Source organism: Actinophytocola oryzae, assembly GCF_004364325.1.
GTDB classification, from domain to species: domain Bacteria; phylum Actinomycetota; class Actinomycetes; order Mycobacteriales; family Pseudonocardiaceae; genus Actinophytocola; species Actinophytocola oryzae.
On the sequence record NZ_SOCP01000006.1, the window covers coordinates 93,407 to 109,500 of the forward strand.

The window sequence follows — 16,094 nt, forward strand, 5'->3', positions numbered from 1 at the left end:
GTCGGACGCCGGACAAGATCCGTTTGCTGGGTTGTGTCTTCTTGATCTAGCCACCACAGTTCGAAGCATGGGTGTTGTCTCCGTTGAGCCAACCGAACTGTTCGTCGGGTCGGTAGCGGCTCCGCTCCAGGTTGTCCGGGTCTCGTGGGACGCGACCACGACCACACGCGTGCACGTCGAGGGCCGGGGGTTATCGACACCGGTGCCCGCGGAGGGCGCCGGCTACGCCGAGATCGGGGTGGACACGCACGGCGCCGCACCCGGCACGACCCTCCCGGCCCGCGTGGTCATCGACGGTGCCGCGACCGACTTCGACCTGACCGTCGCCGAGCCCGGCTGGACGATGCACCTGGTCTCCCACTTCCACTACGACCCCGTCTGGTGGAACACCCAGGCCGCCTACACGGTCGCGTGGGACGAGCTGGACTTTCCCGACTCACACCGTGGCGCCCGCCAGCTCGCCGGGTTCGATCTGGTCCGCGCGCACCTCGACCTCGCGCTCGCCGAGCCCGACTACCGGTTCGTGCTCGCCGAGGTCGACTACCTCAAGCCCTACTGGGACACCTACCCGCAGGACCGCGCGGTGCTCCGGCGCCTCATGGACGAGGGCCGCGTCGAGGTCATGGGCGGTACGTACAACGAGCCGAACACGAACCTCACCGACCCGGAGACGACGATCCGGAACTTCGTACACGGCATGGGTTTCCAGCGTGACGTGTTCGGCGCGCGACCCGCGACCACCTGGCAGCTCGACGCTTTCGGCCACGACCCGGCCTTCCCCGGGCTCGCCGCCGACGCGGGTCTCACCTCCAGCTCGTGGGCGCGTGGGCCCTTCCACCAGTGGGGGCCGATGGAGAAGTCCCCTTCCGGCAAGGGTGATCCGACCCGCATGCAGTTCCCCAGCGAGTTCGAGTGGATCTCGCCGTCTGGCCGGGGGCTGTTCACCTCGTACATGACCGACCACTACGGCTCCGGCTGGGCCATGGACTCCGCGCCGACGCTCGACGCGGCAGGCGAGGCGGCCTACCAGATCTTCGTCGAGCTGAAGAAGGTCAGCATCGCCAGGCACGTCCTGCTGCCGGTCGGCGGGGACTACACGCCACCCAACAAGTGGATCACCGACCTGCACACGGACTGGGCGAACCGGTACGTGTGGCCGCGCTTCGTCTGCTCGCTGCCACGGGACTTCTTCGCGGGCGTGCGCGCCGAGCTCGCCGAACGCGGGCAGGAGCCGACGCCGCAGACCCGGGACATGAACCCGATCTACACCGGCAAGGACGTCTCCTACATCGACACCAAGCAGGCCCAGCGGGCAGCCGAGGCTGCGGCGCTGGAGGCGGAGCCGTTCGCCGCGTTCGCCACGATCCTCGCCGGTGCCGAGTACCCGGACGCCGCGCTCGCGAAGGCGTGGGTGCAGCTCGCGTACGGCGCGCACCACGACGCCATCACGGGTTCCGAGTCCGACCAGGTCTACCTCGACCTGATCACGAGCTGGCGGGACGCGCACGACCTCGCGGTCGGCATCCGCGAGAACTCGTTGGCAGTGCTGTCGAAGCTCGTCGCGCTGCCGGCGGGCGACGGGAAGCCGGTCGTCGTCTGGAACCCGCTCAACCACGAGCGCACCGACACGGTCGTCGTGCGGCTCGCGACGGCGGGCGTGACCGTCACCGACGACACCGGCGCCGAGCTGCCCGCACTCGTCGAGAACGGGACCGTGACGTTCCTCGCCGAGGCCGTGCCACCGTTGGGGTGGCGGGTGTTCCGGCTGGCCGGGTCCACTCGCGACGACCAGGGCTGGGTGGCGGTCGGCGGCGAGACCGCGGCGAGCGACCGGTTCCGGGTGACCGTCGACCCGGCACGCGGCGGCGGGGTGCGCAGCCTCGTCGAGCTGACGACCGAGCAGGAGCTGATCACGCCCGGCGCGGTCGGCAACGAGCTGGCGCTGTACGAGGAGTACGCCGACCACCCGACGTTCGGCGAGGGCCCGTGGCACCTGCTGCCGAAGGGGCCCGCGGTCACCTCGGGCGGCGCCGCGGCGACGGTGTCCGTCGAGAGGTCACCGGTCGGCGAGCGCGTCACGTCGGCGGGCCGGGTCGGATCGGTCCGCTACACGCAGACGATCACGCTGTGGCGGGGAGTGGACCGGGTCGACTGCACCACGACGGTCGACGAGTTCACCGGGTCCGACCAGCTGCTGCGAGTGCGGTGGCCGTGTGCGATACCCGGGGCGCTCCCGGTGAGCGAGGTCGGGAACGCCGTGGTGGGTAGGGGTTTCGGGCTCATCGACGTCGACTCGGCGCAGCACCCGTGGACACTCGACAACCCCGCGCACACGTGGTTCGGGCTGTCCGCCGCGGCGTCGCTGCGGCTGGCGGACGGCGCACTGCGGCCGATGGGCGTCGCGGAGATCATCGTGCCGAGCGAGGAGGAGGCCGCGCCGCTCGCCCGCGAGCTGGCGATCGCGTTGGCACGCAACGGGGTGACGTCGACCGTGAGCAGCGCGGCTGGCACGCGGTACGGCGACCTCGGCGTCGACTCGAACCTGCCGGACGTGCGCATCGCGCTGGGTGGCGCCGAGGTCAACTCGTTCACGGCCGAGGTGGTGGAGCGGTCCGGTGTCAGCGGCGAGGGCGTGTTCTGGGTGCCGCCGGAGAAGCCGCTCGACGAGGTGTGGCAGCCGAGCGCGGACCTGCGGGACGCGCGAGCACTCGGCGTGCTGGTCGTGCCGGTGTCGCACATCGGGTCGGTGGTGGCGGATCTGGCGGACCACGTGATCGAGGTCGACGGTGGGGTGCCGGGTCAGGACGCGTACGCGGAGCGGACGGTCGCGCTGCTCAACCGGGGCCTGCCGGGCTTCGCGGTCGACGCGGCAGGGACGCTGCACGCGTCGCTGATGCGGTCGTGCACCGGCTGGCCGTCGGGCGTGTGGATCGACGAGCCGAGGCGGACGGCGCCGGACGGGTCGAACTTCCAGCTGCAGCACTGGACCCACGAGTTCCGGTACGCGGTCGCGGCAGGTGACGGGGACTGGCGGGCGGCGGAGATAGCGGACAACAGCGCGGAGTTCAGCCGTCCGCTGCATGCCGTGGTGACGTCGGAAGGTGGTACGCGGGGACTTCCGGCGAGTGGGTCGCTGCTGCGGGCCGAGCCTGCCAACCGAGTGCGGCTCGCAGCGGTGAAGGCGGCGGGCAACCCGTTGCCCCGCGGTTCGGCGGCACCGGCCGACCCGCGTGAGAGCCTCGCCGTGCGCGTGGTCGCCTACACGGGTGCGCCCACGACGGCGGCGCTCTCCTCGGACGTGGTGACGCTGTCGGACGTGACCTCGGCGAACCTGCTGGAGGAACCGGGTTCCCCGCTCGATGGCCCGATCTCGGTGGCGGGCTGCGACGCGGTGACGGTACTCGCGCGACCGTCGGTCGACTGGTCCACTGTGGATGGTGTGGCGCTCGGGCCGGTCGAGGAGCCCGTGCAGCCGCTGTTCGCGAAGTACTGGCTGCACAACAGGGGCCCCGCGCCGTTGGGTGGCCTGCCGGTGGCGGTGCACGTGACGGGGACCGACCCGCTGACGGTGTCGGTGGCCTCGGACGCGACTGACGTCGATCTGCACGGTTTCGTCAGGGTGGCGGTGCCGGACGGGTGGACGGCCGCGCCTGCGGAGGTGCCGTTCGGGTTGCCCCCTGGCGGGCATCTGACCAGCGAGATCACGGTGACCCGGCCTTCGGGTGTCGCCGATGGCCGGTATCCGGTGCGGGTGTCGGCGGAGCTGGCCGGGGAGGTGCCTGCGAGCTGGCGGCAGGTCGTGGAGGACGTGGCGGTGCTGACGGTCGGGCACGTGCCGGAGCGGGAGCCGCTGATCCGCCTGTCCGGTGAACCGGAGCCGGTTCGGTTGGCGCGCGGGGGAAGTGGGCGGCTCGCGGTGCGGGTGGCGTCGTCGGCGGGGGCGCCGATCGCGTTGGAGGCGGCTGTGGTGAGCCCGTGGGGCACGTGGGATCTCGTGGGGCCCCGTCTGGTCGGGGGCTCGGTGCCAGCGTTCGGCGAGGTGGAGCTGGCCTTCGACGTGCGGGTGCCGGAGTGGGCGGCGCCCGGCCGGTGGTGGGCGCTGGTGCGGGTGGCGGGCGCGGGCCGGCTGCTGTACTCACCGGCGGTGTCACTGGAGGTCCTGCCGTGACGGCCGTGTCCCGGATCGCCGCGCCCCACGGCGTCCGCGAGCGAGCCGGTGGGGAACGACCACAGGAGGAGCTGCCATGACGGTGGTCGCCCGGGTGGCCGGGACGCCCATCGACGTTGCCGATGTGGATGGGCGTGAGGCCGCGCTGCGGGCGGGGCCGGTGGCGCCGACCCTGCCTCGGGAACGCACGGGTGAGGGGCGACAGCTGCGGCGGTGGCTCGTGCAGGTGCTCGTCGCGGAGCGGTTGGTTGCCATCGAGGCCGCGGCGCGCGGGCTTGGGCCGGGGCCCGAGTTGGCGTCGATCGCGCCGGATCGTGCGGCGATGCTCGGGTTGGGGAGTGTCGCGGCGGACCTGTTGGCTCGGGATCCTCTCGCTCGGGCGGTGTTCGTCGCGGTCACGGACGAGGTCGCGGTGAGCGACGCGGCCGTGGAGCGGTTCTACCTCGACAACCCGGAGCGGTTTCGGGTGCCGGAGGAGCGGGTGGTGTGGGACGGGACCACGCGGTGGGTGCTGCGGCGCGGTGAGCGGGTCGGCCCGGTCGAGGACGCCGTGTTCGCGGCCGCCGCCGGGGAGACCGTCGGGCCGGTGTGGGATCCGCTTGGGACGCACACGTTCGTGGTCGAGGACGTGCGGCCTGGTCGGGTTCGGTCGCTGGAGGAGGCTCGGGAGGAGATCGAGGCGTTCCTGCTGGCGCCTGCTCGGCGGCGGGCGTTCACGGCCTGGCTGGATCGTGGGATGGCGGCTCGGGTGGAGCTGGCGCCGGGGTACGAGCATCCCGGCGATCCGGGGCAGCCGGACAACACGCATCGCCATTGATCTTGTTTTGGGCGGCCGTCGGCCCCCCGATCACCAGTCTAGGACTTGGCACCGACAGTTTCTGGCCGCGAGAGTCGAGCTGTCCACAATGGGCTGGTCGGGAGCTTGCCCCATCTACCTCGGGAAGACTCATGTTGGCTGTGGACATCGGTGGGACCAAGATCGCCTGCGGGATCGTCGACTCGGACGGGCGGTTGCTTCGGCATGCCACTCGGCCCACCGGGTCCGAGCCCTTCGCCTCCCTTCGGGCGGTGGTGGCGGAACTGGAGGTCGGTGCCGTCGACGGGGTGGGGATCGGGTGTGCCGGGCCGATCGACACCGTCGCCGGGACCGTCTCGCCCATCAACATTCCTTCCTGGCGAGACTTTCCGCTCGTCGCTCGGGTACAGGAGCTTGTCGGCGCGCCCGTCTCGCTCGCCGGGGACGCCGTCTGTGTCGCGCTCGGCGAGCACTGGGTCGGTGCCGGCCAGGGCTCCCGGGCCATGCTCGGGATGGTCGTGTCCACCGGCATCGGCGGTGGGCTCGTTCTCGACGGGCGGCCCTTCGCCGGGCTCACCGGTAATGCCGGGCACGTCGGACACGTCGTGGTCGAGCCGGACGGGGACCCCTGCACCTGCGGCGGACACGGGTGTGCGGAGACCGTCGCCAGTGGACCGCACCTCGTGCGGTGGGCCCGGACTCGGGGCTGGGCCGGGGAGGACGCCAGGGCTCTCGCCGCCTCCGCGCTCGCCGGGGACGCCATTGCCGCCGAGGCGTTTCGGCGTTCGGGGCGTGCGGTCGGGCTCGCGATCGTGGCGACCGCCGCCGTCTGCGATCTCGACCTGGCGGTCGTCGGCGGCGGTGTGGCCCAGACCGGGGACCTGCTCTTCGACCCCGTGCGGGCCACGCTCGCCCGGCATGCCGGGCTCTCCTACCTCCGGCACCTGCGGGTCGAGCCGGCCAGGCTCGGGACCACCGCCGGGCTGTACGGTGCCGCCCGCCTGGCCTATTCTTTGATCTAGTCAATGAATTGTTTCACGGGAAACGAAGGTGTTCATGATCGCCGAGGTCCCAGCCGAGCGGATCGCCGCAGTTCGGGCGTTCAACCGTAGTTACACCTCCTTCCTCGACGCCCTCAACGAACATCATCTTCACACGCCTTATTCGTTGACTGAAGCAAGGGTCCTGTATGAGCTGAGCCAGCGGGACGAAACCGAGGTCGCGGCACTGCGGCAGGCGACGGGTCTCGACGCCGGTTACCTCAGCCGCCTGCTCACCCGCTTCGAGGGCAGCGGTCTCGTACACAGGGACCGGTCCGGCTCCGACGCGCGCCGCCAGGTCATCCGGCTGACCACCGAGGGGCGCGAGGCCTTCCGCGTGCTCGACACCAGGACCGTCGGGCACATCCACGCCCTGCTCGCGGACCTCGGTGACGACGAACAACTACGCCTGCTCGACGCCATGGACACCATCCGCAGGCGCATCGACCGGCCCACCGGGCGGCCGGACGTGACCCTTCGACACCCCGAACCCGGCGACTTCGGCTGGGTGATCGAGCGCAACGGCGCCCTCTACGCGGCCGAGCACGGCTTCGACTCCTCCTACGAGGCGCTCGTCGCCCACATCGTCGCCGACTACCTCGACGCCCACGACCCCGAGTGCGAACGCGCGTGGGTCGCGGAACTGCACGGCGAGCGGGTCGGCGCCGTCTTCTGCGTCCGCGAGGACGACACCACCGCCAGGCTCCGGCTCCTGCACGTGGAGCCGACCGCCAGAGGCGCCGGGGTCGGCACGGTCCTCGTCGATGAATGTGTCCAGTACGCACAGGCCGCCGGGTACCGCGCGATGGAGCTGTGGACCGTCTCCGTGCTGACCCCGGCCCGCCGCATCTACCAGCGCGCCGGGTTCGAGCTGGTAGAGGAGGACGCCGGCCCACGCTTCGGCCGCGAGCTGACCGGCCAGACCTGGCGGCTCGACCTCGGCAGAGGTCAGCGCGGCAGGCGGCCCATCAGGTAGAACTCGTCGTTCGGCCGCAGTGCGGTCAGGTGCGCGATCCGGTTCGACAACGCGAAGAGCGCGGTGATCGCGCCGACGTCCCAGATCTCGTCGTCGGTCAGGCCGGCGTCCCGGGCGTCCTGGAGGTCGGCCTCGCCGAACGTCGCTGGCTCGACGGCCAGCGCGAGCGCCAGGTCGACGATCGCGCGCTGCCGCTCGTCCAGCTCGACGGTCCACGGGTTGGTGGCCACCCGGTCCGCGATCTGCGCGTCCCTCGCCCGGACACGCAGGATGGCACCGTGCGCGACCACGCAGTACGTGCAGCTGTTCGCGCCGGAGGTCGCCACGACGACCAGCTCACGCTCCGCCTTCGTCAGCGCGCCGTCCCGTTCCATGACCGCGTCGTGGTAGTCGAGGAACGCACGCAGCTCGGCGGGCCGGTGGCCCAGTGCCCTGAACACGTTGGGCACGAAGCCCGACCTGTCGGCGATCTCGGTGACCCGGACGCGCAGGTCCTCCGGTAGCTCGGACGGTTCCCGCGTGGGAAACCTGCTGATCTTGTCGGCCATGTGGCCAACACTAGGCCGACCAGGTGTCCCGAACCTTTCGTGACGGTGCACCGGTTCACGCGCCCACGGTCGGTGTCACGGACCTCTGTGGACAAATGCGGATGGCTGGCGGGTGACATCGGCGTGTCGCGAGAGTGTCGTCGGCGTCAGGGCTGGTCACAGGCTGGGGAGCGAAAAAACGACCTGTGCACAGGTTTGTCCACAGGTTGTGGATAACCGAACGGGGACCACCTGACCAGGTGGTCCCCGTTCGGCTGAGAGGTCGCTGAGAGGTCTACTCAGCCGAAAGCCGTGTCTTCAACGCGTCCAGCTCGGCACGCAGCAGCGTCGGCAGTTTCGCGCCCATCTTGTCGAACCACTCGTCGATCAGCGGCAGCTCCGCGCGCCACTCGTCGGCGTCGAACTTCAGCGCGGCCTCGATCTCCTCCTTCGAGACGTCCAGACCGGAGAGGTCCAGGTCGTCTGCGGTGGGCACGTACCCGATCGGTGTCTCCACCGCGGCGGCCTTGCCCTCGAGGCGCTCGATCGCCCACTTCAGCACGCGTGAGTTCTCACCGAAGCCCGGCCACAGGAACTTCTTGTTCTCGTCCCGGCGGAACCAGTTCACGTAGAAGATCTTGGGCAGCTTGTCCGCGTCGGCCCGCTTGCCCGTGTCGATCCAGTGCTGGAAGTAGTCACCGGCGTGGTAGCCGATGAACGGCAGCATCGCCATCGGGTCGCGGCGCACGACGCCGACCTTGCCCTTCGCGGCGGCGGTGGTCTCCGACGACAGCGTGGCACCCATGAACGTGCCGTGCTGCCAGTCACGCGACTCCGTCACCAGCGGGATCGTGTCCGCGCGGCGCCCACCGAAGAAGATCGCCGAGATCGGCACGCCCTGCGGGTCGTCCCACTCCGGCGCGAGGATCGGGCACTGCGCCATCGGCGTGCAGTACCGCGAGTTCGGGTGCGAGGACGGCTCGTCGGAGTCCGGCGTCCAGTCCTGCTTCTTCCACGAGGTCAGGTGCGCGGGCGGCTCGCCCATGCCCTCCCACCAGATGTCGCCGTCGTCGGTCAGGGCGACGTTCGTGAAGATCGAGTTGCCCTTCTCGATGGTGCGCATGGCGTTCGGGTTGGTGTGGTAGTCGGTGCCCGGCGCGACGCCGAAGAAGCCCGCCTCCGGGTTCACCGCGTACAGGCGGCCGTCCTTGCCGAACCGCATCCACGCGATGTCGTCGCCGAGGGTCTCGACCTTCCAGCCCGGGATGGTCGGCTCGAGCATCGCCAGGTTGGTCTTGCCGCACGCGCTCGGGAACGCGGCAGCGATGTAGTAGACCTTCTTCTCCGGCGAGATGAGCTTGAGGATCAGCATGTGCTCGGCGAGCCAGCCCTCGTCGCGGCCCTGCACCGAGGCGATCCGCAGCGAGTAGCACTTCTTGCCCAGCAGCGCGTTGCCGCCGTAGCCCGAGCCGTAGCTCCAGATCTCGCGGGTCTCCGGGAACTGCGAGATGTACTTCTCCTCGTTGCACGGCCACGGCACGTCGTCCTCGCCCGGCTCCAGCGGCGCGCCGAGGCTGTGCAGTGCCGGCACGTAGTCACGCTCGGTGCCGTCGGGGGCGGTGAACGCCTCGAGGGCCTTGGTGCCCATGCGGGTCATGATCTTCATGGAGGCCACGACGTAGGCAGAGTCGGTGATCTGCAGGCCCAGCATCGGCTTCTCGGCGGTGAGCGGGCCCATGCAGAACGGGATCACGTACATCGTCCGGCCACGCATCGACCCTCGGTACAGGTCGAGCATGGTCGTCTTCATCTCCGCGGGGTCCATCCAGTTGTTGGTCGGCCCCGCGTCCTCCGGGTCGACCGAGCAGATGAAGGTGCGCTGCTCGACCCGCGCGACGTCGTCGGGATCGGAGGCGGCCCAGAACGAGTTGGGTTTCTGCTTCAGCCGGGTGAGCGTGCCCGCCTCGACGAGCTGGTCGGTCAGTCGCGTCCACTCCTCGTCGGACCCGTCGACCCACACCACCTCTTCCGGGGTGGTCAGCTCCGCGACCTCCCGCACCCAGGAAAGAAGCCGCTCGTGCGTCGTCGGTGCGTTGTCCACACCCGGGATTGCCACTGCCGTCATCTCGCTTCATCTCCTGTACTGGACGCCGCCGAATGACTTAAGGACGCCGTTGTCCGCTTAACGGACGTCGACGTCCTTCACGACCAAACGGCGAAGCACCCGTCCGGTACTCGGACGGGACCTCGCTGGGGATGCTTTGAGGTTAACCGCGTGGCCTCGGCGTAAACGGCATCCGAGGTGTCGCCTGGCCCACAAGACCGATTTAGGTATCGATTCAGCACTCTTACGTACGTATGGTCTAGCGCACACAAAAGATCCCGGCAGGCCAGCGGCCTGCCGGGATCGTTCAGTTTGGGTTAAGTGCGCGAGTGGTTCAGCGCTCGGCCCAGACGGCGTCCGAGGAGGACGACGAGGAGCCGTCGGCGTCGGGGGTGTAGTTGCCCTGCGAGTCGATGTGGCCCTCCTCGGTGGTGGTCCACTCGTCGTCGCCGGTGTGCGCGGCGACCGTCACGTCGCCGTCGGACTCGATGATCACGGCCTGGTCCGCCTCGCCGTCACCGTCGGTGTCGGTGAACGCGTAGGTGGTGCCCTCTTCGTCGGTCACGACCGCGGTGTCGTTGGTGCCGTCACCGTCGGTGTCGTACGTGGCCGGACCCGCGTCCACGTCCTCACCAGGCAGATCGACGTTGATGTCCTCGCCACCGCTGCCCGTGGGGGTGGTGTCGGTCGAGTCGTCGGTGTCGGTGCTGTCGGTGCCGGACCCATCGGCATCGTCAGCTCCGTCACCGGTCGGCGTCGGCAGGCTGTCCACGTCCTCGGCGGTCCACTCGCCGGTCGACTCGTCGTACTCGGCGCCGGCGACGACGTTGCCGTCCGAGTCGTACTCGACCGCGACGTCCGCGGTGCCGTCACCGTCCGTGTCCGCGAACGCGAGGTAGCCGTCCTCGGTCTCGACGACGGCCACGTCGTTCTGGCCGTCGCCGTCGAAGTCGGCGTTCTCCTCGGCGTGGTACTCCTCGCCGTCGATCTCGACCGTCAGGTCGTCATCGCCCGTGCTGGAGCCGGTCGAGTCGTCGCCGTAGTCGGTCGAGTCGTCAGTGGTGTCTGTGGTGTCGTCGGTCGAGGTGTCGTCCACGTACACGGGGAACCCCCTTATAAGCTCTTCTTCAGTGTGCGGCAGGTATGACTGACGGTGAGCCCCCGCGGTTCCCGCGCACCGGAGGAAGTTTCCGCTAGGCCCGGTCACGGACCGATCTGATGCTCGCCAGCAGCTTCTCGGCCCGGTCCCGCCCGGCGGTCACGTCGGTCAGGCGCTTGTTCACCGCGTTGAGACGCTTCGTACGTTCGGCGGTGTCCAGGCGCAGTGCCTTGTCTACCTCACGAAGCTCTTCTTCGATACCCGCAATTCTCTTGCCGAGCGCCTCGTCGAGCGACAGCGCGAGCTGCTGCTCGGCCGCGATGAGCTGCTCGGCGACCAGCTGGTCCACAGTGGAGCGGGCGTCCGCGATGGCCTCGCCGAGCCACTGCTTCATGTGTGTCTTGTCCGCGGAGTGCTTGCGGGTCTTGGACAGCCACCAGCCGGCACCCAGCGCGATGGCGATCGTCGGCACCAGCAGGATCGGCCCCGCGATCAGCCCGGCCAGCGGCGCCACGGCGAGCTTGCCCGCGCTGAACCCGCCGGTCACACCCATGAAGACGAGCAGCTGGTCCTCGGTGGTCGGCGGTCGCCGCTCGGCCTGGCGCACCACGATCGGTGAGCCCGCCTTCGCGAACTGTGCGCGGATCACCGTCAGCTCGTCCGGCGTGAACAGCTCGCCGAGGACGATCTCGGCCACCTGGTTCAGCCGCCACGCCACGGCCTGGCCGATCCGCCCGGACACCATCTGCAACGCGGCGTCCACCTGCGTCGGCATCCCACGCAGCTGGTCCTTGTCCGCGGCGTCGATGGCCTGGCGGAACCAGGACTGGACGTCACGCATCTGCCTGGCGATCTCGTGGTTGTTCTCCACGCGGGTGCGCTGGATCTCGGTGCGCATGCGCACCTGCCAGCCCTTGGTGGACGAACGGCGCTCGCCGGTCAGCTCCTCCTTGCGGGCGCGGAGCTTCTCCGCCTCGTCCTCGCCGGTGGACAGGGCCCGCTTCTCGGTCTCCAGCCGGATCTGCAGCTCGACCAGCGCGGTCGCCAGCGCCCGCATGGTGTTGGCCTCGCCGAGCATGGCCGCCCGGCCGCCGATCATGCCCGTCAGCGCGGTCCGCAGCTCGTCGACCCCGGACCGGTCACGCAGCATGGCCGCGGCCTCCGGGTTGGGTGCCTTCGCGGCCATCTCGTACATCCGGGCCGACACCGGGTGGAACGTCGCGCCGGCGAAGCGTGGCGCGTGCTCGGCGAGCAGCGCCTGGTCGGCCTCGAGCACCTGGCGCCAGCCTCGGTACTGGTCCACCTTGGACAGCGCGAACACCACGGTCTCGACGCTCTCGCCGACGGTGGCGAGGAAGTTCAGCTCACCGGCGGTGAAGGGCGCGGACGCGTCGACAACGAACAGCAGCGCGGTCGCGGCCTCGGCGGCCTCCTTGGCCAGCTCGCCGTGCATCGAGTCGAGCCCGCCGACACCGGGGGTGTCCACGAGAGACACCTTCTCCAGGAAGTCCGCCGGGCCGTCGATCTCCACGTACCGGGGTGGCAGCTGGCCGTTCGGCAGCTCGTGGGCCGCGGAGACCCAGTTGATCAGCTCCGCCAGGTCGACCGGGACCGGCGTGACCTGGCCGGGGTAGCAGGCGCGGGCGCTCCACTCCTCGGCGTGGCCGAAGATGAGGTAGGTCGCGGTGGCCACCTCGGCGTCGACGGGGGAAAGCCCCGGCTGGCCGATGAGCGCGTTCACGAGCGAGCTCTTGCCCCGGTTGGTCTCCCCGACGACGACGGCCGACGGCGTGGCCCTGCGCTTGGCACGCACCTCCTCGACCCAGCGGGCCGAGTCCGGGTTGACGTCCTTGAGCAGGGTCAGCAACTTCTCCCGGGTCGCCTTGACCTGCTGGGGCAACGACGGCTTCTGCTGAGCGGGGGCCGTCACGACTGCCCCTTGCTGTACACCGTCACGATCGGTGCCCTGAGAACCTCGCCCCGGTCGCTGAAGCCCACCACCTCGGTCTCGGCGACCACGCCGTCGAGCGACTCGTCGGTGGTGGCCACCGTGCCGCCCGCCTCGTGGTGGGCCGGGTCGAAGCGGGCGCCGTCCGGTCGGATGGCCGCCACGCCGACACCGGCGAGGCCCTCCTCGAGACGCTCGACCACGCCGGGGCTCTTGGCCCGGTCCAGCGCGTACAAACACAGCTGCACCAACGACTTCCGCTCGGCCAAGGCCTGGTCGAAGGCCACGGCCGCCGCGGTCGGCTGGGGCGCGTCCGGCTCGGCGAAGTCACCCCCGGAGACCAGCCCGTCCGCCGCGATGCCTGCCTGGGGGCCGACCTGGCGCGGCGGCTGCTGTTGCTGTTCCGCGGCCCTGACCGCGTCTGCGATCACCCGGGCCTTCACCTCGATGGTCGACTCGTCCGGCTCTTCCGAGTCCCGGCGCTTGAACCACGATGCCATGTCCCTCACCCCGCCTGTTCGCGAAGCTGTTGCCAGATAAGGAAGTACGCGCGGTGCACGACGTGTGCGACGCGGCTCTGCGCGGGGGTCGCGCCGAAGGACGCGAACGACCGCCACCACCCCGCCCGTTCGAGTGCGTAGGCGGACAGCTCCCTCGGCGGTCTGCCCTTCATGCCGAGCTGTTCACCGATGTCGGCACTGCTGCCCACCCGCAGCACCTCCTCCGCGAGGTCCTCCGGCATCGCGACGGCGCCGGACGTCACGAGCGTGAGCGCCTCCAGCAGCCGCAGCTGGTGTGCCTCCGGCTTGGCCAGCAGGACCTCGATCGCGTCGTGCACCCGCTGACGCTCACCGGGATCCCCCGACGCGTGGGCGAGCGCGGTGACCGAGGCGAGCGCGGCGGCCGCCTTGATGCCGTCCGCCCTGGCGCGGAACACCGCGTCGAGCCTGCCCCGGACACCCGCGAGCCCCGAGGCGTTGAGCAGGCTCCTGCGCAGGGCCCCCGCGGTCAGCTCCGGGTCGCGGCGCAGGGCGTCGACGGCCGTGCGGATGCCGTACAGGTCGAGCTTCTCCAGCAGGCGGTTCCTGGTGGCCTCGGTGACCTCGCAGTCCCAGGTCGTGAAGATGTCCGCGGACATCAACATGGTCTCCCAGGTGCCCTCGTCCAGCTTGGACAGTGAGCGGAGCGCGTCGGCGTCCGCCGAGGTGAAGTTGCCCGACTCGGCGGACTCGGCGAGCAGGCCGATGACCGGGATGACGTCCGCGACGCGGGGCTTGAGCGTGGCGGCCTGCTTCTCGGCGAGCATGCTGGCGGCCTTCCACACGTCGCCGCCGGAGCCCGCGACCGACTCCGGCGCGATGGTGTCCGCCTTGTTGAGCACGGCGATGGCGTTGACCGGGCCCGCCTCGCGGCTCGCGGTGGCGGCGGTGAACGCGGCGAGCGCCTGTTGGTCGTCGGCGCGGACACCCTGGGTCACGACGTAGAGGACGGCCTCCGCGCCCGCGACCGCGTTGCGGGACGTGTCGTCCAGCTCGTCGCCGCCCTCGTCCTCGTCGCCGTCCTCGCTCTCGGACCTGCGGTGCTTGGCCGCGCCGAGCAGCTTCTCGGTGCGCTTGACCGAGGCGTCGTCCAGCGAGCCGAGGCCGGGCGTGTCGATGACAGTGAGGTCGCGCAGGACGGCGTTGGTCAGGTACGCCTCGAGGTGGGAGACCTTGTCGAAGTCGACCTCGAGGTCGTTGGGGATCATGCCATCCGCGGAGAACGGGAGGACCTGCTTGCGGCCGTCCTCGAACACGATCTCGACGCGGTCGACCGTGCCGTACTGGAAGCGGGTGACGAGCCGGGTGCACTCACCGACGTCCGTCGGCGCGACCCTGCGCCCGATGAGCGCGTTGACCAGCGTGGACTTGCCCGACTTGATGCGCCCGGCGACCGCGACCTGCAGTGGCGCGGACAGCCTGCGCAGCACCTCGCGGAACCCGGCGGCCGTGCGCGCGGAGACCTGCGGTTGCAGCCGCGTGCACAGGTTGGCCACCGCGGCCGACAACGGACCGGCCGGATGCTGCTCGGTAGCCGTCGTCATGTCACCCCCGTCTCACATCTCCATGCACGGACGATCGTGCCATGGCGGCCCGACACCATGGGGCAGGTCCCGCAGACCGGGGTCAGCCGGTGGGACTACGGGTGATCAGACCCTGGCTTGACGACGTTGTGTCGCTTTGGTCCTTACTCTTGGTTCCGTGCGGCGGTTCAGCCTGTGGATGAAGGCGCACCCCATGGTGGGGGACACGCTGCTCGCTGCCCTCATCGCGTCGTTCGACGTACTGATCTTCGTCGCGAGGGTGGTGACCGATCCGAGCGTCGAGCCGAGGCCGGAGCCCTGGTACGTGACCCTGCCGCTGGTCGTCGGGGTGGTCACGCCGATCGTGTTCCGGCGCAGGTACCCGATCGTCTCGGCCTATCTGGTACTCGGCGTCGGCATCGTGCACTCGCTGCTGGAGATCGGCCTCGCGAGCGCGATCACGTCGTGCGTCGCGCTGTACACGCTGGTCGCCTACGTGAGCAGGCGCGCGGCCCTGCTGTACGTCGCGGTCAACGTGGTGATCACGCTCGTGCAGACACCGTGGCAGTACCCGCACGACTGGGTCGTCACGCTCATCTTCGTGATCCTCGCGACCGGCTTCTCCTGGGCGCTCGGCGAGTTCAACGGCGCGAGACGTGCCTACAACGCCGAGGTCGAGCGGCGCCTCCGGCTGCTGGAGACCGAGCGCGACCAGCAGGCGCGGATCGCCGTCGCCGAGGAGCGCGCCAGGATCGCCCGTGAGCTGCACGACGTCGTCGCCCACGCGGTCAGCGTCATGGTCGTCCAGGCCGACGGGGCGGCCTACGCCGTGCACAGCCAGCCGGAGCTGGCCGAGCGGGCCGTCAAGACCATCTCGAGCACGGGGCGTGAGGCACTGACCGAGCTGCGCAGGCTCCTCGGGGTCCTGCGCAGTGACCAGGCCTCCAGCGAGCGGACGCCGCAGCCGGGCACGCAGTCGCTGTCCGACCTGGCCGCGCGGGTGCGGACCGTGGGGCTGCCGGTCCAGCTCGACATCGTCGGCAACGTCGACGACCTGCCCGCGGGGGTGGGGCTCGGCATCTACCGGATCGTCCAGGAGGCGCTCACCAACTCGCTCAAGCACGCGGGTCACGGCAGCTCGGCGACCGTGCGGGTGGAGCGGACCGGCGACCGCGTCGACCTGTCCATCGTCGACAACGGCTACCGCGTCGCCGGGACGCTCGTCGGGGTGTCCGGCGGCAACGGGCTGATCGGCATGCGCGAGCGCGCACTCGTCTTCGGCGGGACGCTGGAGGCCGGGCCGCGTCCGAGCGGCGGCTGGCAGGTCCGGGCGAGTCTGCCGTTCGGGAACACGTGAGGCACTAGTTTGGGCTA

General features: G+C 70.4%; 11 protein-coding genes. 5 read left to right on the forward strand and 6 right to left on the reverse strand.

All coding sequences use genetic code 11. The annotated features are described in order from the left end of the window. The first annotated feature begins 67 nt into the window (after positions 1-67). The 4 genes from CLV71_RS18230 (at position 68) to CLV71_RS18245 (ending at position 6,980) form a co-directional block, all read left to right on the forward strand. On the forward strand, positions 68-4,168 hold the full coding sequence (locus CLV71_RS18230) for a glycoside hydrolase family 38 N-terminal domain-containing protein (RefSeq protein ID WP_133904001.1): 4,101 nt from the start codon (positions 68-70) through the stop codon (positions 4,166-4,168). Between the two features lie 76 nt (positions 4,169-4,244). Further along, positions 4,245-4,985 (forward strand): peptidylprolyl isomerase, encoded by a 741-nt coding sequence (locus CLV71_RS48450; protein WP_208297612.1) that lies wholly within the window; start codon positions 4,245-4,247, stop codon positions 4,983-4,985. A gap of 131 nt (positions 4,986-5,116) precedes the next feature. Next, positions 5,117-5,986, forward strand: a complete 870-nt coding sequence (locus tag CLV71_RS18240; RefSeq protein WP_133904002.1) for an ROK family protein — start codon at positions 5,117-5,119, stop codon at positions 5,984-5,986. Positions 5,987-6,020: 34 nt separating this feature from the next. Beyond that, entirely contained in the window at positions 6,021-6,980 is a 960-nt protein-coding gene (locus tag CLV71_RS18245) for a bifunctional helix-turn-helix transcriptional regulator/GNAT family N-acetyltransferase (protein ID WP_133904003.1), read from the forward strand. Here CLV71_RS18245 and CLV71_RS18250 read toward each other — a convergent pair. The 6 genes from CLV71_RS18250 to CLV71_RS18275 all read right to left on the reverse strand — a co-directional run bounded on the left by CLV71_RS18250 (position 6,953) and on the right by CLV71_RS18275 (position 14,741). Further along, the gene (locus CLV71_RS18250) at positions 6,953-7,528 is read right to left on the reverse strand and encodes a peroxidase-related enzyme (RefSeq protein ID WP_133904004.1); all 576 of its coding nucleotides are present in this window, start codon (positions 7,526-7,528) and stop codon (positions 6,953-6,955) included. The two genes, CLV71_RS18245 and CLV71_RS18250, sit on opposite strands and share 28 nt — an antisense overlap. Before the next feature lie 274 nt (positions 7,529-7,802). Further along, on the reverse strand, positions 7,803-9,632 hold the full coding sequence (locus CLV71_RS18255; RefSeq protein WP_133904005.1) for a phosphoenolpyruvate carboxykinase (GTP): 1,830 nt from the start codon (positions 9,630-9,632) through the stop codon (positions 7,803-7,805). Between the two features lie 313 nt (positions 9,633-9,945). Continuing rightward, positions 9,946-10,713, reverse strand: a complete 768-nt coding sequence (locus tag CLV71_RS18260; RefSeq protein ID WP_133904006.1) for a DUF6802 family protein — start codon at positions 10,711-10,713, stop codon at positions 9,946-9,948. 91 nt (positions 10,714-10,804) lie between these two features. Then, positions 10,805-12,640, reverse strand: coding sequence for a dynamin family protein (locus tag CLV71_RS18265; protein ID WP_133904007.1), 1,836 nt, complete (start codon positions 12,638-12,640; stop codon positions 10,805-10,807). Further along, positions 12,637-13,158: a nucleotide exchange factor GrpE gene (gene grpE / locus CLV71_RS18270; protein WP_133904008.1), complete on the reverse strand. Its 522-nt coding sequence runs from the start codon at positions 13,156-13,158 to the stop codon at positions 12,637-12,639. The genes CLV71_RS18265 and grpE overlap by 4 nt, the downstream gene beginning before the upstream one ends. Before the next feature lie 5 nt (positions 13,159-13,163). Next, positions 13,164-14,741 (reverse strand): dynamin family protein, encoded by a 1,578-nt coding sequence (locus CLV71_RS18275; RefSeq protein WP_133904009.1) that lies wholly within the window; start codon positions 14,739-14,741, stop codon positions 13,164-13,166. A gap of 178 nt (positions 14,742-14,919) precedes the next feature. On the opposite strand from CLV71_RS18275, the gene CLV71_RS18280 reads away from it, so the two are divergent. Beyond that, positions 14,920-16,077, forward strand: coding sequence for a sensor histidine kinase (locus tag CLV71_RS18280; protein WP_424923894.1), 1,158 nt, complete (start codon positions 14,920-14,922; stop codon positions 16,075-16,077). Positions 16,078-16,094 lie beyond the last annotated feature (17 nt).

Bases quoted from the DNA above. Each gene is read 5' to 3' on its own strand.
- CLV71_RS18230 (WP_133904001.1), top strand. From the start codon at position 68: ATGGGTGTTGTCTCCGTTGAGCCAACCGAACTGTTCGTCGGGTCGGTA.
- CLV71_RS48450 (WP_208297612.1), top strand. From the start codon at position 4,245: ATGACGGTGGTCGCCCGGGTGGCCGGGACGCCCATCGACGTTGCCGAT.
- CLV71_RS18240 (WP_133904002.1), top strand. From the start codon at position 5,117: ATGTTGGCTGTGGACATCGGTGGGACCAAGATCGCCTGCGGGATCGTC.
- CLV71_RS18245 (WP_133904003.1), top strand. From the start codon at position 6,021: ATGATCGCCGAGGTCCCAGCCGAGCGGATCGCCGCAGTTCGGGCGTTC.
- CLV71_RS18250 (WP_133904004.1), bottom strand. From the start codon at position 7,528: ATGGCCGACAAGATCAGCAGGTTTCCCACGCGGGAACCGTCCGAGCTA.
- CLV71_RS18255 (WP_133904005.1), bottom strand. From the start codon at position 9,632: ATGACGGCAGTGGCAATCCCGGGTGTGGACAACGCACCGACGACGCAC.
- grpE (WP_133904008.1), bottom strand. From the start codon at position 13,158: ATGGCATCGTGGTTCAAGCGCCGGGACTCGGAAGAGCCGGACGAGTCG.
- CLV71_RS18275 (WP_133904009.1), bottom strand. From the start codon at position 14,741: ATGACGACGGCTACCGAGCAGCATCCGGCCGGTCCGTTGTCGGCCGCG.
- CLV71_RS18280 (WP_424923894.1), top strand. From the start codon at position 14,920: ATGAAGGCGCACCCCATGGTGGGGGACACGCTGCTCGCTGCCCTCATC.